At 35.4% G+C, this 24,240-nt stretch carries 16 protein-coding genes and 2 tRNA genes; 10 read left to right on the top strand and 8 right to left on the bottom strand.

Going from position 1 to position 24,240, the window contains the following annotated elements; all coding sequences use genetic code 11:
- Positions 1-776: 776 nt before the first annotated feature.
- From WBG07_RS17740 to WBG07_RS17715, 6 genes are all read right to left on the bottom strand, one after another.
- Positions 777-1,619, bottom strand: coding sequence for a DUF4249 family protein (locus tag WBG07_RS17740; RefSeq protein WP_340203246.1), 843 nt, complete (start codon positions 1,617-1,619; stop codon positions 777-779).
- Between the two features lie 54 nt (positions 1,620-1,673).
- Positions 1,674-2,528, bottom strand: a complete 855-nt coding sequence (locus tag WBG07_RS17735; RefSeq protein WP_340203244.1) for a DUF4249 family protein — start codon at positions 2,526-2,528, stop codon at positions 1,674-1,676.
- A gap of 4 nt (positions 2,529-2,532) precedes the next feature.
- Complete coding sequence (locus WBG07_RS17730; RefSeq protein ID WP_340203242.1) at positions 2,533-4,932, bottom strand: TonB-dependent receptor; 2,400 nt, start codon at positions 4,930-4,932, stop codon at positions 2,533-2,535.
- Between the two features lie 155 nt (positions 4,933-5,087).
- A complete protein-coding gene (locus tag WBG07_RS17725; RefSeq protein ID WP_340203240.1) occupies positions 5,088-6,545 on the bottom strand; it encodes a glutamate synthase subunit beta in 1,458 nt (485 codons plus the stop codon).
- Position 6,546: 1 nt separating this feature from the next.
- Positions 6,547-11,073 (bottom strand): glutamate synthase large subunit, encoded by a 4,527-nt coding sequence (gene gltB, locus WBG07_RS17720; protein ID WP_340203239.1) that lies wholly within the window; start codon positions 11,071-11,073, stop codon positions 6,547-6,549.
- A 350-nt stretch (positions 11,074-11,423) separates the two neighbouring features.
- Positions 11,424-12,566: an acyl-CoA dehydrogenase gene (locus WBG07_RS17715; RefSeq protein WP_340203238.1), complete on the bottom strand. Its 1,143-nt coding sequence runs from the start codon at positions 12,564-12,566 to the stop codon at positions 11,424-11,426.
- A gap of 239 nt (positions 12,567-12,805) precedes the next feature.
- Here WBG07_RS17715 and WBG07_RS17710 point away from each other — a divergent pair, with 239 nt between their 5' ends.
- From WBG07_RS17710 to WBG07_RS17675, 8 genes are all read left to right on the top strand, one after another.
- A complete protein-coding gene (locus WBG07_RS17710) occupies positions 12,806-14,032 on the top strand; it encodes a Glu/Leu/Phe/Val dehydrogenase dimerization domain-containing protein (RefSeq protein WP_340203237.1) in 1,227 nt (408 codons plus the stop codon).
- Positions 14,033-14,060: 28 nt separating this feature from the next.
- Positions 14,061-15,395 carry a sodium:proton antiporter NhaD gene (gene nhaD, locus WBG07_RS17705; RefSeq protein WP_340203236.1) on the top strand — a complete coding sequence of 445 codons (1,335 nt, stop codon included), beginning with the start codon at positions 14,061-14,063 and terminating at the stop codon, positions 15,393-15,395.
- 47 nt (positions 15,396-15,442) lie between these two features.
- On the top strand, positions 15,443-16,132 hold the full coding sequence (locus WBG07_RS17700; RefSeq protein WP_340203234.1) for a MotA/TolQ/ExbB proton channel family protein: 690 nt from the start codon (positions 15,443-15,445) through the stop codon (positions 16,130-16,132).
- 1 nt (position 16,133) lies between these two features.
- Entirely contained in the window at positions 16,134-16,520 is a 387-nt protein-coding gene (locus tag WBG07_RS17695; RefSeq protein WP_340203232.1) for an ExbD/TolR family protein, read from the top strand.
- Positions 16,520-17,356 carry an ATP synthase mitochondrial F1 complex assembly factor 1 gene (locus tag WBG07_RS17690; RefSeq protein WP_340203230.1) on the top strand — a complete coding sequence of 279 codons (837 nt, stop codon included), beginning with the start codon at positions 16,520-16,522 and terminating at the stop codon, positions 17,354-17,356. The genes WBG07_RS17695 and WBG07_RS17690 overlap by 1 nt, the downstream gene beginning before the upstream one ends.
- Before the next feature lie 4 nt (positions 17,357-17,360).
- Positions 17,361-18,578 (top strand): bifunctional folylpolyglutamate synthase/dihydrofolate synthase, encoded by a 1,218-nt coding sequence (locus tag WBG07_RS17685; RefSeq protein ID WP_340203228.1) that lies wholly within the window; start codon positions 17,361-17,363, stop codon positions 18,576-18,578.
- 68 nt (positions 18,579-18,646) lie between these two features.
- A tRNA-Val gene (locus tag WBG07_RS17680) sits at positions 18,647-18,724 on the top strand.
- A gap of 149 nt (positions 18,725-18,873) precedes the next feature.
- Positions 18,874-18,948, top strand: a tRNA-Val gene (locus tag WBG07_RS17675).
- A 66-nt stretch (positions 18,949-19,014) separates the two neighbouring features.
- Here the strand turns inward: WBG07_RS17675 and WBG07_RS17670 are convergent.
- Both WBG07_RS17670 and gldJ read right to left on the bottom strand, forming a co-directional pair.
- Complete coding sequence (locus WBG07_RS17670) at positions 19,015-20,295, bottom strand: UDP-N-acetylmuramoyl-tripeptide--D-alanyl-D-alanine ligase (protein WP_340203226.1); 1,281 nt, start codon at positions 20,293-20,295, stop codon at positions 19,015-19,017.
- A gap of 73 nt (positions 20,296-20,368) precedes the next feature.
- Complete coding sequence (gene gldJ / locus WBG07_RS17665) at positions 20,369-22,015, bottom strand: gliding motility lipoprotein GldJ (protein WP_340203224.1); 1,647 nt, start codon at positions 22,013-22,015, stop codon at positions 20,369-20,371.
- A gap of 529 nt (positions 22,016-22,544) precedes the next feature.
- On the opposite strand from gldJ, the gene porV reads away from it, so the two are divergent.
- Together porV and cdd are read left to right on the top strand one after the other, a co-directional pair.
- Entirely contained in the window at positions 22,545-23,690 is a 1,146-nt protein-coding gene (gene porV, locus WBG07_RS17660; RefSeq protein ID WP_340203222.1) for a type IX secretion system outer membrane channel protein PorV, read from the top strand.
- A 9-nt stretch (positions 23,691-23,699) separates the two neighbouring features.
- Positions 23,700-24,182 carry a cytidine deaminase gene (gene cdd / locus WBG07_RS17655; RefSeq protein ID WP_340203220.1) on the top strand — a complete coding sequence of 161 codons (483 nt, stop codon included), beginning with the start codon at positions 23,700-23,702 and terminating at the stop codon, positions 24,180-24,182.
- Positions 24,183-24,240 lie beyond the last annotated feature (58 nt).

The following is a 24,240-nucleotide window of genomic DNA, read 5'->3' as shown; positions in this document are numbered from 1 at the left end:
CAGCGCAGATGGTACTGGGTAACCGGGAGAGTATGTCGCCGCCTTGCTCAAAAACCCTTCTCTTTAAAGAGAAGGGTTTTTTTATGCCGCTATATCAATAGTATTACCTCTCCTTTATTCCCAGCTTTTTTTCAGATATATTTATACAAATTATTGCGCTATGAGTAATAATCCCTCTCATAACTATTTGGAGATTGTATTAATTTACCTAAACCTTATATGGTAATCTTTAAAAAGGGTGGCAAGTCCTTTATATTCGATTTTTTCAGTTGAGCATATAAATTGAATAGATTCGCTCCCTACTTTTTTATAGCTGAACTTTCTGATGTATTAGCTAATACTATTCCAGCTATATTGGGAAGAAGATCTTTTAGTTCATGTTATTTCTATTTTCTGTAAAGGAATTCATGAATCTTCGATGTTCAGAAGTGTTTTTAGTCGAAAAGGTTAAAACCGCATTCATTTTCCTAAATCTTAGCTCACTAAGTTCTATTTTCTGTAAAGGAGTTCATGAATTTATATTTCTCCCCCGAACTGTAGGAGTCACGAAAATTCTTAACGTAAAAACCTGTTATACTGCGGAAAAGGACAATTTCAAACTTGATTTTAATTCATATTTACGTCGAACTGAAGTTATTTAAGAAGGATGATTGACTATTGTCTTCTATTGCATTAGCAATAAAACTAGCAAAAGCCTTTGTATTAATAAATACTACCTTAGATTCATAAATCAGGTCGTAAAACTTATTAAAAACCTTGTCCAAATATATTGAATATTACTCTACGGTAATTGTTCGAGTAAATGTTTGGCAAACGGCAAAATAACCCAATGCAAAATTATTTGGGTTTTCTACATTGTCAAAAACATCCTCATTATCAATATCTGTAGCATTAATAAAATTCCCTCTTACGGTAGCTGCAGGAGTAGCAAAGGGGCCAAAATCATCACCAGATTGCTCTATTAGTTGATCCATATAGTTATAAAAAGATTCCTCAACACCTATAATGCTAATGGATAATTTTTGCCCCGCATTTAATTCTTCATTATAAAAATAGGAAAAGCCAAAATCTTTTCCTTTATAAAAGGTATCTTCTGTTACTAAATATTCTGCAAAATCAAAATCAAAAAGGTAAAAATTATCTTCATTAGGAATGTCTTTAAAATTTACAACTATTTCGGTCTCGTCATCACCAAAAAGATTTCCATCACCCTGTTCTATACTGTTAAAGTTATTGGTTCTTACATAGTTGGTTCTTGCAGCAAATATTTTACCTTTATACTCTACTTGTAAAATGAGCTCTCCAGAGGTGAGGAAATCAGTACTCATGTCTTCTTCATAAATACCTGATCCTGGTCTTGTCTCTTCAAAAACCTCTGTTTCTGCAAGGGCAACATTTACAATACTAATTTGTGTAAGACTTGCCGGCACAGGTTCATCAAAGAACGAACTGGACTCAAAGGCTGTAATTCTAGCTATCAAAAACGGTACATTTTCATCTACACGTATCAATGCATCTATGATGAGTCTTGGTTCTTCTGAAGTAACCTCTACATCAATAACATCTTCACATGCTGTAATTAATAAACTAATTGCAAGTGCATAAAGAATTTTTTTCATAGGGTTTTAAAATTATAATCTCAACACCATGGAATTCTTATATATGGAAGCCCATTATTCTACAATGAATGTTTGTGTAAATGTTTCGCAAATGGCAAAATAACCCAATGCAAAGTTGTTAGGGTTTTCTACACTATCTAAAACATCCTCGCCGTCAATTTCTGTTCCGTTAATAAAATTCCCTCTTACGGTAGCTGCAGGAGTAGCAAAGGGACCAAAATCATCGCCAGATTGCTCTATCAGTTGATCCATATAATTATAAAAAGATTCCTCAACACCCATAATACTAATGGATAATTCCTGACCAGAATCTAATTTTTCATCATAAAAATAAGAAAAACCGAAATCTTGCCCTTGATAAAATGTATCTTCTGTCACTAAATATTCTGCAAAATCAAAATCAAATAAGTAAAAATTATCCTCTTCAGGAATATCTTTAAAGTTTACAACTATTTCTGTCTCCTCATCACCAAAAAGATTTCCATCACCTTGCTCTATGCTATTAAAGTTATTGGTTCTTACATAGCTGGTTCTTGCAACAAAGATTTCGCCTTCATATTCTATCATTAACACAAGCTCTCCAGCAGTAAGAAAACTAGTTTCGAAAGTTTTGGTATAGATACCTGATCCTGGGGATTCTTCATTGAGCGTATCCGGATCTATTGTATCACGCGGAAAATCGAGATTGCTCAATGATATTTGCTCTAAAGTAACAGGGGTAGTAGATTCAAAGAAGGAACTTGTCTGGCTTACCTTGACGACAACTTTGGTAAATTCTTCGTTAGGATCCACGCGAATCAACGCATCAATAATAAGTCTGGGTTCTTCTGAGGTAACCTCTACATCAATTACATCTTCACAAGCTGTAATCAACAAACTAGCTGTAAGTATATAAAGATATTTTTTCATACGCTTAAAATTTAAAATTATAAGTTACTGCTGGCACAATGCCAAAAATAGACGTTCTAACCGCTTCGTTAGCTCCGGTATCTTGATTTCGTCTAAAATTAATGGATGCTGCGTTGCGCCTACTATATAGATTATAAATACTAAAAATCCACTCGCCCTTTAGTTTTCTATTGGCATTTTTACGAGGTGTAAGTTTGGCCGAGATATCTATTCTATGATAATCTGGGAGTCTTTCTTTATTTCGCAATCCATAATAAGGAATGGTAAGCCCTTGAAATTCAAATTTACCTATAGGGTAATTGGTAGGTTGCCCAGTTTGATAGACAAAGTTCATGTTGAATGACCACTTCTTGTTTAATTCATAATTGTTATAGATAGAAATATCATGTGTTTTGTCATAAGGAGTATTGTACCAGTTACCCAGATTAATACCAGTTTCAAGATTAGATCTTCCAGTGTCAAATACAGCCGCTCTACCAGGGGTTCGTTGTTCCGACTTGGACAGTGTGTACGCAATCCAACCAGTATATCTTCCTTCATTTTTCCTGAAAAGAATCTCTAATCCATAAGCTCTTGCCTGACCGTTTAGTATAACCCTTTCTATGGCTTCATTTGCAATTAAATTTGCCCCATCAATATAGTCTATTCTGTTTGCAACATCTTTGTAAAACACCTCTGTTTCTAGGGAGTATGCACCATTTTTGAAGTTTCTAAAATAGCCAATTGCATATTGATCTAATAATTGAGGCTTTACAAAGGGGCCACTAGGTGTCCATACATCAAGAGGAGTAGGAGAACTTGTATTAGATAGTAAATGAAGATATTGTGCCATTCTAGTATAACTTGCTTTTAGCGAGTTATTTCTATTAAAAACATAAGAAAGTGCTATTCTTGGCTCTAAATTGGTGAAGGATGCTAATTGCTCACTTCTTCCAGCACTAATAGTATCTATAGGAGTTGCTTCCTCATAAAGAAGAAGAAGGGGATCAAACGTAACAGGTTGGTCGTTTTTGTAAACAAAGATGTCGTCCTGTCCAAATCGTATAAAATGACTAAGTCTAAGACCATATTGCAAGCTTAGTTTTTCGGTTACTTGATGTTCAACATCCACATAAGCAGCAGATTCATTTGCATATTTTTTGGTAAGTTGCTCTTCTACAATTCCAGAATCACTACTATTAGGTTCTATTTTGCCCGGATTAAAGCTATAATAAATATTATTAACACCGTAGTTTATTTGTAAACCATCTTTTACATAATGTTTAAGATCATATTTAAGGTTAAAGTTTGCAATACCGGAATTCCATTTAAATCCTACAAAATCTAATTCTAAGCCATAATAGTAATCAGAGTAGATAAGTGATAGGTTTGAAAATAGTTTATCAGAAAACAGATGGTTCCATCTAAAGTTTACGACAGAGTTCCCGTAGATGTTTTCAAAATTATCATTAATTCTAAAAAGATCTCTCCCAAAATAGCCAGATAAGAAAATACTATTTCGTTCATTTAGACGATAATTAAGCTTTGCATTGAGGTCATAAAAGTAAGCGATGTTTTCAATCTCAAATAGAGGAAGAAAAAGGTGTGCATAAGAAGCTCTACCGCCTACTAAAAAAGCACCTTTGTCTTTAACAATAGGGCCTTCTGCCAAAACACGGCTGGCAACTGCACCTATACCTCCGTTAACCTTGAATTCTTTACTGTTTCCTTCCTTTTGAAAAATTTCAAGTACGGAAGAAACACGACCTCCATATCTGGCTGGAATACCTCCTTTAAAAAGCTTTACATCTTTAATGGCATCAGGATTAAATACGGAAAAAAAACCGAAAAGGTGTGAAGAATTAAAAATAGTAGCTTCATCTAATAGAATAAGATTTTGATCTACTGCACCTCCTCTCACATTAAACCCGGAAGCTCCCTCACCTGCATTCGTAACACCAGGTAATAGCAATAATGATTTTATTACGTCTGCCTCTCCCAGTACCACCGGAATATTTTTAATAGTTGAGGCAGATAGAATGTTAACGCTCATTTGCGGTTTTCGGATATTTAGTTTTTCCGCACTTTCAATTAAAACCACCTCTTCTAGCTCTTCTACTGCTTCTTTAAGATTGAAATTTATTTTTTTATCCTGATCTAGTTTTATTTTCTCGCTAATGCTTTGAAAACCTAAGGCACTAATTTCAAATGTATAGTCCCCTTCTGGAAGTGTTATGGAGTAAAAACCATATTCATTGGTGGTGACACCAGTTTTTAATTCAGGTATAATAATGGTTGCGCCTATCATACTTTCATTACTTACAGCCTCTGAAATAGTACCACTTAAAGTATATTTTGTCTGGGAAAAGGTAAGTTGAAAAAAACTAAGAAAAAGAAGCACTGTAAAGCTGAAGATTCTATTCATTTTCATTCTTTAAAAAAAAATTACAGTTTAAAACTACGGAAAAATATTAACTATTAACTTTATTATATGCGCAAATAGTTGATAATTCATCTGTATTTAACACAGAAAAGCCTGATTTATTAAAATCAGGCTTTTCTGTTTTGAAAAGTAAGTTTTTAAGCAGCGGGCAAGTCTCCCTTTTCCTTTACTGGTAGGGAAGAGTCTCCCATTAAGAATTTATCTACTTCATGCGCTGCTTCACGACCTTCTGAGATAGCCCACACAATTAATGATTGTCCTCTTCTTATATCGCCTGCAGCGAAAATATTAGGGATATTTGTTTGATATTTTGTTGCGTTGATATTAGTTCTTGCATCTGTATGAAGACCCAGTTGTTCAATTAAACTTTTTTGAGGCCCTGTAAACCCAAGAGCGAGTAATGCCATATCGCAAGGCCATTCCTTCTCGGTGCCAGCTATTTCCTGAAGTCTTGGTCTTTTCCCTTGTTCTTTGATCCATTCTACCTCAATAGTTTTAAGACCTATCAAATTCCCTTGATCATCTTTTATAAACTCCTTAGTATTAATGCTCCAATTTCTATCGCATCCTTCTTCGTGTGAAGAACTTGTTTTGAGTGTGAAGGGCCAAAATGGCCATGGATGCTCTTCTGTACGATGCTCAGTTGGCATTGGCATAATTTCAAAATTTGTTACTGACTTAGCGCCGTGACGGTTAGAAGTTCCAACACAATCAGATCCGGTATCACCACCACCAATTACAATAACATTTTTACCTTTAGCAGAAAGTTCATCAGTCATTGTACCAATGCCATCTACTACTTCATTATTATTTTTTAGGAAATCCATTGCTTGAATTACTCCTTTTGCATCTGCTCCGGGTATTTGCATTTCTCTTCGTTTTGTGGCGCCACCACATAAAACTACTGCATCAAAAGCTTTTAAATCTTCCACATCATAATTGACACCCACATGAACCCCAGTTTTGAAAATGATGCCTTCTTCTTCTAATATTGCCAGTCTTCTATCTATTACTCTTTTTTCAAGTTTAAAATCAGGAATACCATATCGTAAGAGTCCGCCAATCTTCTGGTCTCTTTCAAACACTGTAACCGTATGTCCTGCTCTATTTAATTGTTGAGCAGCTGCCAGCCCTGCAGGTCCAGATCCAACTACAGCTATTTTCTTATGAGTTCTGGTTTTTGGCGGTTCGGCCTTTATCCATCCTTCCATAAAACCTCTTTCTACAATATACTTTTCTATAAGTTCAATAGAAACAGGAGATTTAATAATACCAAGAACACAGGCAGATTCGCATGGTGCAGGACAAAGTCTTCCGGTAAACTCTGGGAAATTATTGGTAGCATGTAATATTCTGAGTGCTTTTTGCCAATCATTTTTATGAACGGCGTCATTAAAATCTGGAATCATATTACCAAGTGGACAACCGCTATGGCAAAATGGAATACCACAATCCATGCATCTTCCTCCTTGCTTTACCAATTCTTCTCTAGAAAGTTCTTTGGTAAACTCTTTATAGTTTTTTATACGCTCTTCTGTAGGAATATTTTCCTCATGAGCCTTTTCAAATTCTAAAAATCCTCTTAATTTTCCCATTTTACTCTACAGTTGATAGTTTAAGATTGTCGTTTTGTTTTTCAATTTCCATTCGCTCCAAAGCTTTTTTGTATTCTTCTGGCATTACTTTGATAAATTGTGATTTTAATTGCTCCCAATTATCTAAAATACTTTTTGCTTTGGGGCTTTTTGTATGGAAGTGATGAGCCTCTATTAACTCCTTTATTACTAAGGTGTCTTTTTCACTTGGTTCTTCAAGATTAACCATTTCCATATTGAAATTATTGGTATCAACAGTATTGCCTTCGTTAAGAATATAGGCAATACCTCCGCTCATACCAGCTGCAAAGTTTCTTCCAATAGCGCCAAGAATTACAGCAATACCACCAGTCATGTATTCACAGCCATGATCACCAATTCCTTCAACTACTGCTTTTGCACCGGAATTTCTAACTAAAAAACGCTCTCCTGCTATTCCATTAATGTAAGCTTCGCCATTAGTTGCACCATATAAAGCGACATTACCTGTAATCACATTTTTGTGGGGTTCAAAGGTGGCTGCTTCTGGTATTTGAACAATTAATTTGGCACCTGAAAGTCCTTTCCCAAAATAATCATTTGTGTTTCCATATACTTTCATGGTAAGACCATGAGTGGCAAAAGCCCCGAAGCTCTGACCGGCAGAACCGGAAAAGTTTAGTGTAAGCGTGTCTTCGGGAAGTCCTTTACCACCGTGTATTTTAGAAATTTCATTACTTATAATGGCTCCTGTGGTTCTATCTGTATTGCTAATGTTGAATTCCAGACTCATTTTTTCTTTTCGGTAAATCGCAGGATGTGCCTGTGCTAGAATTTTAAAATCTAATACATTTTCTAAGTGATGATCTTGTTTTTCAGTATTATAAAGTTTTGTGCCAGATTTAACAGCGGGTTTATATAAAATATTAGAAAGGTCTATGCCTTGTGCCTTATAATGTGAGATAGCGTTTGACATATTAAGTTTCTGACTTTGTCCCACCATTTCTTCAATAGTTTTAAATCCTAAAGAAGCCATAATTTTTCGTAATTCCTGCGCAATGAAGTACATGAAATTTATAACATGTTCTGGTGTACCTTTGAAATTTTTACGTAGTTCAGGGTCTTGAGTCGCAATCCCTACGGGGCATGTGTTTAAATGACATGCACGCATCATGATACAGCCAGATGCTACTAATGGTGCAGTTGAAAATCCAAATTCTTCTGCTCCTAGTAGGCAAGCGATAGCAACGTCTCTACCGGTTTTAAGTTGTCCATCGCATTCTACTACAATTCTATTACGTAAGTTATTAAGAACAAGCGTTTGCTGTGCTTCTGCTATACCAAGTTCCCATGGTAAACCAGCATGTTTAAGTGAAGTTAGAGGAGAAGCCCCTGTACCTCCATCAAAACCTGAGATTAATACCACATCTGCTTTGGCTTTGGCAACACCGGCGGCAATAGTTCCAACACCCACTTCTGAAACTAATTTTACATTAATTCTTGCTTCTCTATTTGCATTCTTTAGATCAAAAATAAGTTGTGCAAGATCTTCTATGGAATAGATATCATGATGAGGCGGGGGTGAAATCAAGCCTACATATGGAGTAGAGTTTCTAGTTTTGGCAATATCTGGATTAACTTTAGGTCCAGGAAGTTGTCCGCCTTCACCTGGTTTTGCTCCCTGAGCCATTTTTATTTGAATTTCTTTCGCATTAGAAAGATAATTGATAGACACTCCAAATCTACCAGACGCTACTTGTTTAATAGCACTGTTTCTCCAGTTTCCGTCCGGATCTTTATAAAATCTTTTAGTGTCTTCGCCTCCTTCACCAGAATTACTTTTCCCCCCAATTCGGTTCATAGCAATCGCTAGATTTTCATGTGCTTCTTTACTAATAGAACCAAAAGACATAGCTCCAGTCTTAAATCGCTTTACAATATTCGTCCAAGGTTCTACTTCTTCTAGTGGAATAGGGTTTAAATTTTTAAATTCAAACATTCCTCTTAAAGTCATAAGGCGTTCACTTTGATCATTGATCATTTTTGCATACTCCTCATAACTTTCAAAGTTATTTTGTCTTACGGCTTGTTGTAATTTTGATACCGTAGTAGGATTAAACATATGTCTTTCACCCTTTCTTCGCCATCTATATTCGCCGCCAATCTCAAGATCTAAGTCACCAGAAATGGAGTCGGTTTTAAAGGCCTTATTAAATCTTTTCTGAATTTCCTTTTCAACTTCATACAGTCCAATCCCTTCTATTCGGGTGGAGGTATTACAGAAATAGGTATTAATGAATTTTTTATTGAGACCCAATGCTTCAAATATTTGAGCACCTCTATAAGAATGTAAGGTAGAAATCCCAATCTTATTCATGATCTTTACGATACCTTTGGCGATTGCTTTGTTGAAATTTTGAATAGCTGCATCTGCCGAAATACCTATTATTTCTTTTTCCTCAACTAGCTCTTGAATAATTTCATTAACTAAATATGGATTAATAGCACTGGCACCATAACCAAAGAGCATGGCAAAATGATGCGGCTCTCTTGGTTCTGCGGATTCAATTATAATTCCAATAGCAGACCTTTTCTTTAACTTTTTAAGGGTATGATGAACATAAGAACAGGCTAAAATAGCAGGAATGGGTGCGAGATTTTCTGATACTTTTCTATCTGAAAGAATAATGGTGTTGTAGCCTTGGTCAATATGGCTTACAATTTCCTTTATAATTTGGTCTAACTTAGATTCCAGTCCGTTTAATCCTTTTTCCGCTTCATAAAGAATAGAGATTGACTCTGCTTTAAAATCAGGGTGATTTATAAATTTAATTTTATCTAAATCTTCATTGGAAATCACGGGATTTTGAATTCGTAACTTCTTGCACTGCTCTGGAACAACATCAAAAATATTATTATCTCCACCAATAGAGAGACTTATATCAGTAACAATTTCTTCTCTAATTCCATCTAAAGGAGGATTTGTTACTTGCGCAAATAATTGTTTAAAATAGTTGTAAAGTAATTGCGGTTTTTCAGATAGTACAGGCAAAGGAGTATCTGTTCCCATTGAACCAATAGCTTCCTTGCCTTGGGTTGCCATAGGGATAATAAGTGTTTGAATATCTTCTGTAGTGAAACCAAATACTTTAAGACGTGTAATTCTGGCTTCTGGTTCTATGGGTGTTTTGTAGTCTGTGTATGGAACTTTTGCCAAGGGAAGAAGATTTTTATCCAACCATTCTCTGTAAGGTCTTTCAGAAACAATTTTGTCTTTTACTTCCTCATCTTGAATAATTCGCCCTTCATTCATATCTACTAAAAACATTCTTCCAGGTTCTAATCTTCCATGGTAAGAAACGTTTTCTGGTTTAATATCAATAACCCCGGTTTCAGAAGACATAATAACATAACCATTCTTGGTTACTGTATATCTGGAAGGGCGTAAACCATTTCTATCTAGTAGGGCGCCAATATAATTGCCGTCTGTAAATGGAATAGATGCTGGACCATCCCATGGTTCCATAATGCAGGCATTGTATTCATAGAAAGCCTTTTTATTATCGGGCATAGATTTATGCTTTTCCCATGCTTCTGGCACCATCATCATCATTGCTTCTGGTAAAGATCTTCCTGTTTGCAAAAGTAATTCCAGCACCATATCCATAGAAGCAGAATCTGATTTTCCTTCTAAGACAATAGGAAGGATATCTTTTATGGTATCTCCAAATATGGGGCTTTCAAATAACTCTTCTCGAGCTTTCATTCTGCTTAAATTACCTTTCAGGGTGTTAATTTCACCGTTATGACACATATATCTAAAAGGTTGCGCAAGATCCCAAGTAGGGAAAGTATTGGTAGAAAATCTTTGGTGAACTAAAGCCAATTTAGTAACAACTGAATTTTCTGTAAGATCTTTATAATAAGCACTAATATCTTCTGGTACTAGTAAACCTTTGTAAATAATAGTAGTGGTAGAGAGGCTACAAAAGTAAAAATATCCAACTTCAGATAATCCAGACTTAAGAATAGTATGCTCTGTTAGTTTCCTCGCAGCAAATAATTTAGCATTAAAGGCTGCTTCAGTAAGCTCTAGGTTGTTTTTACCAATAAACACCTGCTTAATTTCAGGTTCTGTTTTAGCGGCTATTTCCCCAATACAGGTATGATTAACAGGCACATTTCTCCATCCCAGTATAGAAAGCCCTTGTTTATTAATATTTTCAGTAAATATTTCTGTACAAATTGCTGCCTGATTCTGAGATTTTGGAAGAAAAACCATTCCTACAGCATATTCTTTACGGTCTGGAATTATAAAATCACAAGATTGTTTAAAGAATTCATGAGGGATCTCAATTAAAATACCAGCTCCGTCTCCCGTTTTTCCATCTGCACTTACAGCGCCTCTATGCTCTAAGCGAACCAAAATATCTAGTGCTTTATGGATGATGTCGTTTGTACGAACTCCATTAAGATTACAAATGAATCCAGCACCGCAATTATCATGTTCAAATTCAGGAGAATAAAGGCCTTGTTTTGTTGGTGTCATAATTATGATATTTCTACAAAAATATCGATATACATGTATAATAATGAAAGATATATTCATTTATATAAAATAAATAAGACTCTTGTAATTTTTTATTACGAAAAATGCAGAATAAGTAATTATACGAGGAATAATTACAAAAAAAACAATCTGAAAAGTGATTTAACTAGTAGATGCAAAATCAAGGGGTAGGAAGCTATTTATTTGTATAATTAATGATGTTTATTAATGGTAAATAGGGGTTGTTTCTGTGAAATACACAAAACGTAATCAGTAATATTTATTTTAAGGGGGGGGGTGTGAAAATAACTAGAGGGTTGTTTGCCCTCTAGTTTATTCTATTAGTTTTTTTAATCTCTAAGAATAGTTCTAGAAATTACTATTTTTTGTATTTCTGAAGTACCTTCATAAATCTGCGTAATCTTGGCATCTCTCATTAATCTTTCCACATGATATTCTTTAACATATCCATTTCCTCCATGTATTTGGACGGCTTCAATCGTAGTATCCATTGCAACCTGAGATGCGTATAGTTTTGCCATAGCTCCGGAAAGATCGTAATTATGACCATTGTCTTTGTCCCAAGCAGCTTTCAGTACTAAATGTCTGGCGGCTTCAATTTGAGTATGCATATCTGCAAGCTTGAAAGCAATCGCCTGATGATTACATATCTCGGTTCCAAAAGATTTCCTAACCTTAGAATATTCTTTAGCCAGTTCATAAGCGCCAGATGCAATTCCAAGAGCTTGAGCTGCTATTCCAATTCTTCCGCCTGCTAGAGTTTTCATGGCAAATTTAAACCCAAAACCATCTTCACCTATCCTATTTTCTTTTGGTACTTTTACATCAGTAAACATTAAAGAGTGAGTGTCAGAACCTCTTATGCCCAATTTTTGTTCTTTGGGTCCTATTTCAAATCCTTCCATTCCTTTTTCAACGATAAGCGCATTAATCCCTTTGTGCCCTTTCTCAACATCTGTTTGCGCTATTATTAAATACACATCGGAAGAACTGCCATTAGTGATCCAGTTTTTGGTACCATTAAGTAAATAATGATCTCCTTTGTCAATAGCGGTAGTTTTTTGAGAAGTAGCGTCACTTCCTGCCTCAGGCTCAGAAAGACAAAAAGCTCCTATAATTTCACCTGAAGCAAGGCGTTTCAAGTATTTTTCCTTTTGCGCATCATTCCCAAAGGTTTCTAATCCCCAGCATACTAAAGAGTTATTTACACTCATAATTACAGAGGCAGAAGCGTCTATCTTGGATATTTCCTCCATAGCTAACACATAAGAAACCGTATCCAGACCACTTCCATTGTATTCTGGAGAGACCATCATTCCCATAAAACCAAGCGCTGCCATTTTCTTTACTTCTTCGGTAGGGAATCTTTGTTGTTCGTCTCTTTCTATAACTTCAGGTAATAGTTCCGTTTGGGCGAAATCTTTCGCCGCTTGACGAATCATTTTATGTTCTTCGGTAAGATTAAAATCCATAAATCAAATAAATTATATTTTCTTTAAAAAAGAAGGGCAAATATAAGGGTAAAATGCGAAAATTTCAATCGTTTTCGATAATTTTTGTTGATATGAAAATATACTCAAACTTCTTGCTATAACTGGTGTTGCTTAATTTATACCTGTTATTTTTCTAAAATGTTCTTAAAATGCTAAATCGGAAACAAAATAAAACCCAATTCAATCTTTATATTTGCGTCAATTAAAATAAGAAATTAATGAAACAATTACTTAAAATATATGAAAATAAAGATCCTGAGATAGTTTTTAATTGGAAAGATCCTGAAACGGAGGCAGAAGGGTGGACTGTAATTAATTCTTTAAGAGGAGGTGCCGCCGGTGGAGGCACGAGAATGCGTAAGGGTTTAGATATGAATGAAGTGGTTTCTTTAGCTAAAACCATGGAAATTAAATTCACTGTTTCTGGACCGGCAATTGGAGGCGCCAAATCTGGAATTAATTTTGATCCTAAAGATCCCAGAAAAAGAGGGGTTTTAGAACGTTGGTATAAGGCTGTTTCTCCTCTTTTGAAAAGTTATTATGGAACTGGAGGTGATTTGAATGTTGATGAAATTCATGAAGTAATACCTATTACGGAAGATTGTGGAGTTTGGCATCCGCAGGAAGGAGTATTCAATGGACATTTTAAACCTTCTGAAGCAGATAAAATCAATAGAATAGGTCAGTTGAGATTAGGGGTTATTAAAGTAATTGAAAGCGAAACGTACTCACCAGGTTTAAGTCATAAATATACAGTAGCTGATATGATTACCGGATTTGGAGTGGCTGAGGCGGTGAGACACTATTATGACATTTATGGTGGGACGGTAAAAGGGAAGCGAGCTATTGTGCAGGGTTTTGGAAATGTTGGTGCTGCTGCTGCGTTTTATTTAGCACAAATGGGAGCTAAAATTGTGGGTATAATTGATATTGGAGGCGGAGTGATTAAGGAAGAAGGGTTTAATTTTGAAGAAATAAAAGAGCTTTATCTCAGAAAAAAAGGAAATGCATTACAAGCTGAAAAACTAATTCCTTTTAAGGAGATGAATGAAAGGATTTGGTCTTTACCAACAGAAATATTTGTTCCATGTGCAGCTTCAAGACTTATTACAAAAGATCAAATTAATAAGATGATCAATACAGGTCTTGAAGTGATTTCTTGTGGCGCGAATGTTCCTTTTGCAGATAAAGAAATATTTTTTGGTCCTATTATGGAATTTACAGATGAAAGGGTGAGTTTAATTCCTGATTTTATTTCTAATTGTGGAATGGCAAGAGTTTTTGCTTATTTTATGGAGCGCAGAGTAGCTATGGATGACACTGCCATATTTAATGATACCTCCGAAATTATTAAAAAAGCCCTCGTAAATTCATTTAAACAGAGTGCTTCTAAAACACGAATTAGTTCTACCGCTTTTGAAATTGCATTAAAACAACTAATTTAGTCGAAAATCAACCGGTACAATACAATTTATGGAAACAATCGTTATTCTAATATTCATTTTTGGATATCTTGCTATTACCTTAGAGCATAATCTTAAAATAGACAAACTTATTCCTGCCTTAGGAATGATGGCATTGCTTTGGGCTGTTATTGCACTCAATCATATGAGTGTCTTTGAGGTAAATGCAGAGCTGAAAGAGCTAGAGCCTTCTCATATTGATGAGATCTTGTTACATCATTTAGGGAAAACAGCAGAAATTCTCGTTTTTCTTTTAGGGGCAATGACTATTGTAGAGATTATAGATTATTTTAATGGTTTTGCTACCATTAAAGGTTTTATTAGAACCAAAAGTAAAAAGAGACTTTTATGGATTTTTTGCGTACTTGGATTTATTCTATCTGCTATTATAGATAATTTAACTGCAACCATCGTATTAATTACCATTTTACAGAAAGTAATAAAGGAAAGAGAAGTAAGATTGTGGTTTGCAGGAATGATTATTATTGCGGCAAACGCAGGAGGAGCTTGGTCACCTATTGGAGATGTTACTACCACCATGCTGTGGATTGCAAATAAAGTAACCACGCTTCATCTTATAGAGCATGTATTTGTGCCTTCTGTTTTATGTATGGTGGTTCCAACAGTGGTAGCAAGCAGGCTTAAGGTTTTTAAGGGAGAGATAGAGAGTGATTTAGAGGAAGAAGAAAACCCTACTACCAAGCATGGAGCCAGAATGCTGTATTTGGGTCTAGGCGCTATTATTTTTGTTCCTATCTTTAAAACAATTACACATCTACCGCCTTATGTAGGAATGATGCTTTCGTTGGCCATTGTTGCTACTTTTGCAGAAATATACAGTAAAACTAAATTCAGTATTAGTAAAGTAGGTGATGAGCATATAGAAGACAGTCATCACAGCCCAGTTCATAAATCTTTATCCAAAATTGAATTACCCAGTATTTTGTTTTTCTTAGGAATTTTAATGGCCGTTGCAGCACTGGAATCTTTAGGGATGCTTTTTCAATTTGCAGAAGGTCTTAATACAGCAATACCTAATACTGATATAGTGGTGATGCTTTTAGGAGTGGGTTCTGCGGTAATAGACAACGTGCCGCTAGTAGCAGCAAGCATAGGAATGTTTTCTGAAGGTATTGATGCGCCTTTATGGCATTTTATTGCCTATTCGGCTGGTACAGGAGGTAGTATGCTTATTATTGGCTCTGCTGCTGGAGTAGTAGCTATGGGTATGGAAAAAATAGATTTTTTCTGGTACCTTAAGAAAATATCAGGTCTTGCATTAATTGGCTTTTTGGCTGGTGCAGGGGCTTTTGTTTTAATTAGAGAATTTATATTGAACACATAATTTTATACCCAAACAACCGTTATTAACAAAACTATTTAATTTAACCTATGCTATTAATTCAAGAAGTGGCACAAGAAGTGCTGGATGAAACACTGGTGGAAGAAAAAACACTCTCAGTGGCAGATCTTATCGTAAATGGCGGAACCGCAAGTATGATCATTATTGGGGTTCTTTTTGTTTTACTATTTGTTGCGTTGTACATTTATTTTGAACGAATTTTTGCAATTAAAGCTGCCTCAAAAATTGACAAAAATTTCATGAATCAGATCAAAGATCATGTATCTACAGGAAAGCTGGAATCTGCCCGTATTTTATGTGCACAAACTGACTCTCCTGTGGCAAGGCTTACTGAGAAAGGAATTTCAAGAATTGGAAAACCCTTAGAAGACATCAATAAAGCCATTGAAAATGCAGGTACGCTTGAAATTTATAAGTTAGAAAGAAATGTAAGTATACTGGCAACTGTAGCCGGAGCTGCTCCAATGATCGGGTTTCTTGGAACTGTAATTGGTATGATTCTTGCTTTCCATGAAATGGCAAGTAGCGGAGGACAGGCAGAAATGGGTTCATTGGCATCAGGTATTTATACTGCGATGACTACCACGGTAGCCGGATTAATAGTTGGTATTATTGCCTATATAGGATATAATCACCTGGTTGTGAAAACAGACAAAGTAGTACATCAGATGGAAGCAAATGCTGTTGAGTTTCTGGATTTATTGAACGAACCTATCTAATATGAAAGTAAAAGGAAGAAATAAAGTATCACCAGAATTCAGTATGTCGTCTATGACAGATATTGTTTTCTTGTTACTGGTATTCTTTATGCTTACGTCTAATGCACCTAATGCTTTAGATTTATTGTTGCCAAAGGCGAAAGGTAAATCTACAAACACACAAAATGTAGCGGTAAGTATTAATAAGAATTTAGAATACTATATAGATAGTCAAAAAGTTAATCCTGAATTCCTGGAGACGGAGCTAAAGCGAAAGTTAAAAGGACAGGAGAAGCCAACAATTATTCTAAGAGCTGAAGAAAGTGTCCCTATTGAGGAAGCAGTTAATGTAATGGATATTGCAAACGCAAATAGTTATAAAGTAATTCTGGCTGTAAGACCCAAATAATGTCATTATTAGATACAGTACATAAAAGAAAATCATTCACCCTTACCAGTATTTTACTGGCAATACTCATTGTAATGCTATTTTATGTAGGTCTTACTTATTTAGACCCTCCACCTGAAAGTGGAATCTCGGTCAATTTTGGCACGACTAATGAAGGAAGTGGAAAAATTCAGCCAAGAGAAAAAATACGCACAGCTCCTAAACCTATAGAACAACCCAAAGAAGAAGTAAAACAAGAGGTAGTCGCGTCTCCTCAAGAGAAAACGGAAGAAGTACTTACGAATGATGCGGAAGAAGCTCCGGTAATTCCTACTAAAAAGGAAACACCTAAAACAAACAAAGAAACTACCAAGCCTGCAGAGGAAGTAAAAAAACCAGTTGAAAAGCCTAAGCCATCAAAATCAACAACAGATGCTTTGTCCAGTATTTTGAATGGGCCTAAGAATGATGGCACTAAATCTGGAGGGGAAGGTCCAGATGGTACTTCAGGAGACAAAGGAGATCCTAAGGGAGATCCTTATGCTACTAGTTACTACGGAGGTCCAGGTAGGGGAACCGGAGGGGTTGGTTATGGGCTTAACGGACGTGGAAAACCTACTTTTTCTATTACTCCACAGGAGTGTAATGAAGCGGGAAGAGTAGTTGTACAGATTAAAGTGAATCAGGAAGGAAGAGTGATTCAGGCAAATCCTGGTGTAAGAGGAACCACAAATAATCACCCCTGTCTTTTAGATGCTGCAAAACGCAATGCGATGTCTTTTAGATGGAGGTCTGATAGTAAAGCACCTTCTTCGCAAATAGGTTTTATAGAACTCAATTTTAAGCTGGGCGAGTAATTTCATGAATACTTATAAAGAAGTAGTGGCTTGGATGTTTAGTCGCTTACCAATGTACCAGCGACAAGGGAAATCTGCATTTAAAGCAAAGCTAGATAATAGCATTGCCTTTTCAAAGTATTTAGGATGTCCAGAGCGCACTTTTAAATCGGTACATATTGCAGGCACCAATGGAAAAGGATCTACTTCTCATATGATGGCATCCGTGCTTCAAGAAGCAGGCTATAATGCAGGACTCTACACATCACCACATCTTAAAGATTTTAGGGAGCGTATTAGAATAAATGGAGTGCAAATTCCTGAAAGCAGGGTAATTAGTTTTATTAATTCGAACAAAGAGTTTCTTGAAGAACACGAATTGTCATTTTTTGAAATGACAGTGGCTATGGCATTTAATTATTTTGCAGAAGAAAAGGTTGATATCGCTATTGTTGAAACTGGATTAGGGGGAAGGCTTGATTCTACTAATATCATTACGCCCATACTTTCAGTGATTACCAATATAGGATATGACCATACAGACATGCTTGGAGATACATTAGGCAAAATAGCAGCAGAGAAAGCCGGAATTATTAAAAAGAATATTCCTGTTGTTATTGGTGAATATCATCCAGAAACCTGTCCCATATTTAAGGAAAAAGCACAACAAATGCAGACATCCCTAGTGCTATCTTATGAGCAGGAAAAAGCTCATTTCAACACAGATTTGAAAGGTTCCTATCAATCTAAAAATATGCAAACCGCAACTGTTGCTTTAAATGAGTTAAAAGATCACTTTTTTCTATCAAACTCTCATTTTTCAAAAGGTCTTGAAAGCGTAACTAAGAATACAGGACTACGGGGGCGTTGGCAGCAATTAAAAGAGCATCCCATAGTTATTTGCGATGTAGCACATAACAAAGAGGGTTTGGCATTGGCAATGGAGCAAATTCAAGCGTATGATTTCCAATATTTACATATTGTTTTGGGTGTTGTGAAAGACAAAAAGTTAGAAGAAATATTACCTTTGTTTCCAAAAGGCGCAAGTTATTATTTTTGTAAGCCAGGTGTTCCCAGAGGCCTTGAAGTTAGTTTACTCAAAGAAAAAGCAGCATTATATGGTTTAAAAGGTAATGCATATGCTTCTGTTTCAGAAGCATATAAAATAGCCTTGCAGCAGGCAAAAAATACCGATTTCATTTATGTGGGTGGGAGTACATTTACAGTTGCAGAAATAATTTGATTTTTTATCTTTTTATTTTGGCTTAAAGAAAAACTATTCTATATTTGCATCCGCATTTAGGCTAATAAGGGCGATTAGCTCAGCTGGTTCAGAGCACCTGCCTTACAAGCAGGGGGTCACTGGTTCGAACCCAGTATCGCCCACCAAGTAAATACAAGGCTTTCGAGAGTTTTTATCTCGAAAGCTTTTTTTTATTTGCGAATAAAATGAATCAATTCCAAAACGTGAGTTTGTGAATTATTTATGGTATTGGTGCTTGGAAATAAAGAGGATTTAGTTAATTTTAAATTTTATTGGGTATTTAGCTCAGTTGGTTTAGAGCACTACCTTGACAGGGTAGGGGTCACCGGTTCGAATCCAGTAATACCCACAACAATTAATCATTAAAGTTGATATTTTGATTTGTAGTGTTGTGAACTATATTGAAAAAGCATGGCTACTTTAAGGTGATAAGTAACCGTTCCAGTGCCATGCCCCTAGAGCCTTTAATTAAAATAGTTTTTTGTTGAGGTAAATTATCAGAAAGGTGTTCTTGCGCTTCTTCAAATGTTTTGAATTTGGATAAAGAAGTATTTGTTTTATAAAAATTTTCACCAACCAATAGAACGGTTGTGTTAGTCAATGAAACGGCCATTTCTGCTATTGATTGGTGTTCTGCCGCAGCTTCATCGCCTAATTCAAACATATCGCCTAGAATTGCCATTTTGGCTACTCCCTTAATGGCTTCCAGATTGTCTAAAGCTGCTTTCATACTGCTAGGATTTGCATTATAAGCATCTAGAATAATCCGATTATTATTAATTTCAAGTATTTGTGACCTGTTATTTTCAGGGACATAATTTTCAATGGCGTCTTTGATGTCCGTCTTAGAAACTTTAAAATAGTTTCCTATTAAAATTGCATAAGCAACATTAGTTAGATTGTAGGTTCCAGTAAGTTGGGTATTGATTACGCTACCATCTGCTTTTAATTTCAAAAAATGATTATTATTTTCCTGTAAACTTACCTGGAAACTGGAGCTATTGCTTGCGCCAAAACCTTCTTTATATGCATATGTTTTTAGTTTTTTCAACTGGAGGGGGTCGTCTTCATTATAAAAAATATATTTATTTTCTTTAGTAAGATAGTCATACATTTCACTTTTCCCTTTAATGACTCCTTCAACTCCGCCAAAACCCTCTAGATGTGCTTTTCCAAAATTAGTAATCAGCCCATAATCAGGATTAGCAATATTACATAAAAAGGCAATCTCTTTCTGGTGGTTAGCGCCCATTTCTATAATTCCAATCTCTGTATCTTCTGTTAACCGTAAAAGGCTTAAAGGAACTCCAATATGATTATTAAGATTGCCTATAGTTGCAATGGTTTGGTATTTTTTAGATAGAACCGCATTAATAAGTTCTTTTGTAGTGGTTTTTCCATTACTCCCCGTTAGAGAAATAATAGGAGTATTGAGTTTTTTTCTATGATATGAAGCCAGTTTTTGTAAAGCTGTAAGGGTATCTTTAACCAGAATAATACGGTCAGAATTTTGGTATTGGGTTTCATCAATTAGAGCGTAAGCCGCTCCTTTCTGCAGCGCTTCTTTCGCAAATAAATTGCCATTAAAATTATCGCCTTTTAACGCTATAAAAAGACAGTCTTTTACGATTTTTCTGGAATCTGTAATTACACAGCTACAACGTTTAAATAAAATATAGAGATCTTCCGTTTTCATATGAGGTTAAAAATAAAAAAAAGCTCTGATTAACAGAGCTTTTTTTTCGTATGATTAACTGCTATATTTTATGCTAACCTCTTGGTCTTTTCTTTTGTTTGGATTTTGAACCCACTCTAGACATTGCGCATCTAAAGCCAATGTAATCAGTAGCCATATATTGAGGCAGGTATCTTCTTTGTGCTGGATCTAACCAGTAGGCTCTATCTCTCCATGAACCTCCTTTAAAAACTCTAACTTCATCATTAATTAAAGAGGTACGAGTTGTTTTATCATATTCTTTAATCATATTTCCTAAGGTATCTTTAGTAACAGAATGCTTTGGGGAGTCATACATACTAATGTTTTTACCGTCTTCTTCTAACTCATCCGCAAAACGATCATAGAACCTTGTAGAGCTCAAGTCTCCATCACGAAAACCTCGGTTGTCACTTTGAGAAAAGTTAGGTCTCAAATAAGCATCATCTTTGGTTATAGGAACTTTTGCGAGTTCTCCTGGTAAATCCCTAGCTATAATTCTACCATTACTTAAAGTGTCATATACAATGCTATCAACAGAAACGATTGCTACTTTCCCATCTTTACCTATAGAAGTTTTGGTATAAACATTTCCTCTATAATAGTTAAAATCATTTGCTTCATCATCTACAATTGGGCGATAGACATCTGCTACCCATTCTGCTACGTTTCCAGCCATATCATAGAGTCCAAAATCATTTGGAGGATACGATTTTACCTGAGCGGTAATATCGGCACCATCATCAGACCATCCTGCGATGCCACCATAATCTCCTTTACCTTGTTTGAAGTTTGCTAATTGGTCGCCTCTGGTAACCCGTTTTCCAGAACGTGTATAGTCACCAGACCATGGATATTTCTTTCTACCTCTATAATTGTTGTATTCTCTTTGCCCAACAAGCGCTATAGCAGCATATTCCCATTCTGCTTCAGTAGGAAGTCTGTATTCTGGAAGTATGATCCCGCTAGTCTGCTTTGCATATACATTGATAGAGTCTTTTTTTGCTTTGCCTTGTAATGAATCTATTTCACCACCGTATGAAGCACCTGGATTTTGAAGATAAGATTTTGTGCTAAAAGTTCCTCCAACATCTCCCTCAAGTACTGCATATTTTGTGCCTTTTTCTATAAAACCTTCTCTTTCAAGAATTGCTTCATTTACTCTGTCTGTTCTCCACTCACTAAATTGAACTGCCTGCACCCAGTTTACACCCACAACAGGGTATTCTGCATAAGCAGGATGTCTTAGATAATTATTAGTCATTACCTCATTATAACCGAGTCGGTTTCTCCACACTAAGGTATCAGGAAGCGCACCGTTATAGATATTAGTATATCTTGGGTCTTCCGGTGGATATACATTTTTAAGATAATCAAGATATTCCAAATACATAACATTGGTCACCTCTGTTTCATCCATGTAAAAAGATTGAACATGCTGTTGCGTAGGTGTGTTGTTCCACTCATGCATTACATCATCCTGTACTTTACCTTTGGTGAAAGTTCCTCCTTCAATAAAAGTTAAACCTGGGGCGGTTTCCTGGTCTTTAAAGTTAGAATTGTATTGGAAACCTCCATTTTTGGAGTTGATTTGCCAACCGGTAGCTCTGGAGGTGTTTTTAGAAGAATTCTTCTTACACCCAGTAAAGCTGGCTGCTACCATTGCAAAAAGCAATAGAGTTCTAATAGAAATTAGTTTCATACGATAAGATTTGAGTTATCTAAAAATCGGTGCAATATAACGATTACCATTAAATTTTCAATTTTTTATAGGTTTCTGATTTAATTACGTGTTACCGCTATTATAACAAGCATAAAACGTAATTCAGCATGGTTTATTATACTGAAAGAACAAATTTATGTGATTAAATTAGTTTGTGAAGGGTATTTGTTGTCAACCCCTTTAATTGTGTTGTCAAAATAGTAAAATCATACACAGTTTAATTTCAAAATTTGTAAAAAAGGGAATTTTTATAGATGAATCCTATTTTATTACAGTCGGTTAAAAAAAATAACTGATTCTAGAAAAAAAAGAAAAAACACAGAATTGAAAATGTTTTTTTTAAATTGCTAAACTTTTCTTAAAACAGAATTTTTAGAACTTTTAAGAAAAGAACAATGATTTTATAAGATTATTGATTAAAGCACGTTTACAAATAAGAAAACGTTAAATTTTAATATCTTGTAAGCCTTTTAACGAAATCTATCATTTGTCAAAATTTATTGCATACATGAAAAAATTATTCCTACCAGTTATTATCCTTTTTTTTACGAGTGTATTATTTGCACAACAGGATCGAGTTATAACTACCGGTGTGCCATTTCTTTTAATCGCATCTGACGCAAGAGCTTCTGGGATGGGTGATATTGGCGTTGCTTCTTCACCAGATGGATATTCACAACAGTGGAACCCTGCTAAATATGTATTCTCTAAATATCAATATGGAGTGGGTGTAAGTTATACGCCATACCTTGCAGAGCTTGTAAATGATATTTCGCTATTACAGGCCAATTTTCATAATCGAATTAATGAAAGAAGTGCTTTTGCCTTAAGCCTTAGGTATTTTGGTTTAGGAGAAATAGAATTAAGACAATCGGCTAATGACCCGGGTGAAATTGTAAAACCAAATGAATTTTCTTTAGATGGCTCGTATTCTTTGAAGTTGAGTGATCAGTTTGCTATGGCTGTTGCCGGACGATACATTAGATCCAACTTGAGGTTACAGCAAGTAGACGCTAATGCAAGAGCTGCAAACACTTTCGCAGTAGACATAGCGGGCTATTATCAATCTGATGAAATACCTTATAATTCTTTTGATGGAAGATGGAGGGCAGGATTTAATGTTTCCAATATTGGTCCTAAAATTCAGTACGATGAAGGGGGACAAGAAAACTTTCTACCAACCAACCTTAAATTTGGTGCAGGATTTGATTTTATTTTTGACGAAGCTAATAAGCTTGCATTGAATACAGAATTCAATAAATTATTAGTTCCTACACCTCAGGATTTTAATAATGATGGAGTAATTGACGCTGCGGATAATGATGAGTATCAAGATATAGGTTTTGTGAGTGGTATTTTTAAGTCTTTTGGAGATGCACCTGATGGTTTTGGAGAAGAATTAAAGGAGATTACCTGGGCTTTAGGAGCGGAATATACTTATTTAGATTCTTTTGCTTTTAGAACTGGGTACTTTAATGAAAGTGATGAAAAAGGAGCTCGTAAGTTTTTTACCTTAGGGGCAGGTTTTCAATTTAAAGCGGCTACAATAGATGTATCTTATTTATTTTCAACCTCTCAGGTTAGAAACCCATTAGAAAATACACTTAGGTTCTCTTTAACGCTTAATTTTGGAGAGGAATATTCTCAGTACTAAGCAGAATAGATGAAAAATATTAATATTACTGCTTCATTTACAGTTTACGATAAACTGGAAGAGTTAGATGAAGAGGTTTTCCATTTAATGTATAGAGCAGTAGAAGCTCGAAATAAAGCCTATGCTCCCTATTCAAAATTTAGAGTGGGTGCAGCATTGCTTTTGGAGAATCAAGAGGTGGTTACTGGTAATAACCAGGAAAATGCCTGTTATCCTTCTGGGCTTTGTGCAGAACGCGTAGCAATCTTTAGCGCAGGCGCTAACTTTCCAGGAGTTTCCATAAAGAGGTTGGCAATTTCTGTATCCTCAGATAACTATACAGTCAAAAAACCTGCGCCTCCGTGTGGAGCATGCAGGCAATCTCTAGTAGAATATGAAATCAATCAAAAAGAACCTATAGAAATTTATTTTATGGGTGCAGAAGGTAAAATCTTTAAATCAAATTCTGTAAAAAATCTACTTCCCCTCACTTTTGATAGCTCTTTTCTTTAGTAGCTATTTAAAAGAACACCTTGATAACTGCGTATTCTACAAAATACATTACAATTGT

This window comes from Ascidiimonas meishanensis (assembly GCF_037782385.1).
Taxonomy (GTDB): domain Bacteria; phylum Bacteroidota; class Bacteroidia; order Flavobacteriales; family Flavobacteriaceae; genus Ascidiimonas; species Ascidiimonas meishanensis.
The sequence above is the reverse complement of the archived record's forward strand: the minus strand, read 5'-3'. Positions and strand labels throughout refer to the sequence as shown.

Bases quoted from the DNA above. Each gene is read 5' to 3' on its own strand.
- WBG07_RS17740 (WP_340203246.1), bottom strand. From the start codon at position 1,619: ATGAAAAAAATTCTTTATGCACTTGCAATTAGTTTATTAATTACAGCA.
- WBG07_RS17735 (WP_340203244.1), bottom strand. From the start codon at position 2,528: ATGAAAAAATATCTTTATATACTTACAGCTAGTTTGTTGATTACAGCT.
- WBG07_RS17730 (WP_340203242.1), bottom strand. From the start codon at position 4,932: ATGAATAGAATCTTCAGCTTTACAGTGCTTCTTTTTCTTAGTTTTTTT.
- WBG07_RS17725 (WP_340203240.1), bottom strand. From the start codon at position 6,545: ATGGGAAAATTAAGAGGATTTTTAGAATTTGAAAAGGCTCATGAGGAA.
- gltB (WP_340203239.1), bottom strand. From the start codon at position 11,073: ATGACACCAACAAAACAAGGCCTTTATTCTCCTGAATTTGAACATGAT.
- WBG07_RS17715 (WP_340203238.1), bottom strand. From the start codon at position 12,566: ATGGATTTTAATCTTACCGAAGAACATAAAATGATTCGTCAAGCGGCG.
- WBG07_RS17710 (WP_340203237.1), top strand. From the start codon at position 12,806: ATGAAACAATTACTTAAAATATATGAAAATAAAGATCCTGAGATAGTT.
- nhaD (WP_340203236.1), top strand. From the start codon at position 14,061: ATGGAAACAATCGTTATTCTAATATTCATTTTTGGATATCTTGCTATT.
- WBG07_RS17700 (WP_340203234.1), top strand. From the start codon at position 15,443: ATGCTATTAATTCAAGAAGTGGCACAAGAAGTGCTGGATGAAACACTG.
- WBG07_RS17695 (WP_340203232.1), top strand. From the start codon at position 16,134: ATGAAAGTAAAAGGAAGAAATAAAGTATCACCAGAATTCAGTATGTCG.
- WBG07_RS17690 (WP_340203230.1), top strand. From the start codon at position 16,520: ATGTCATTATTAGATACAGTACATAAAAGAAAATCATTCACCCTTACC.
- WBG07_RS17685 (WP_340203228.1), top strand. From the start codon at position 17,361: ATGAATACTTATAAAGAAGTAGTGGCTTGGATGTTTAGTCGCTTACCA.
- WBG07_RS17670 (WP_340203226.1), bottom strand. From the start codon at position 20,295: ATGAAAACGGAAGATCTCTATATTTTATTTAAACGTTGTAGCTGTGTA.
- gldJ (WP_340203224.1), bottom strand. From the start codon at position 22,015: ATGAAACTAATTTCTATTAGAACTCTATTGCTTTTTGCAATGGTAGCA.
- porV (WP_340203222.1), top strand. From the start codon at position 22,545: ATGAAAAAATTATTCCTACCAGTTATTATCCTTTTTTTTACGAGTGTA.
- cdd (WP_340203220.1), top strand. From the start codon at position 23,700: ATGAAAAATATTAATATTACTGCTTCATTTACAGTTTACGATAAACTG.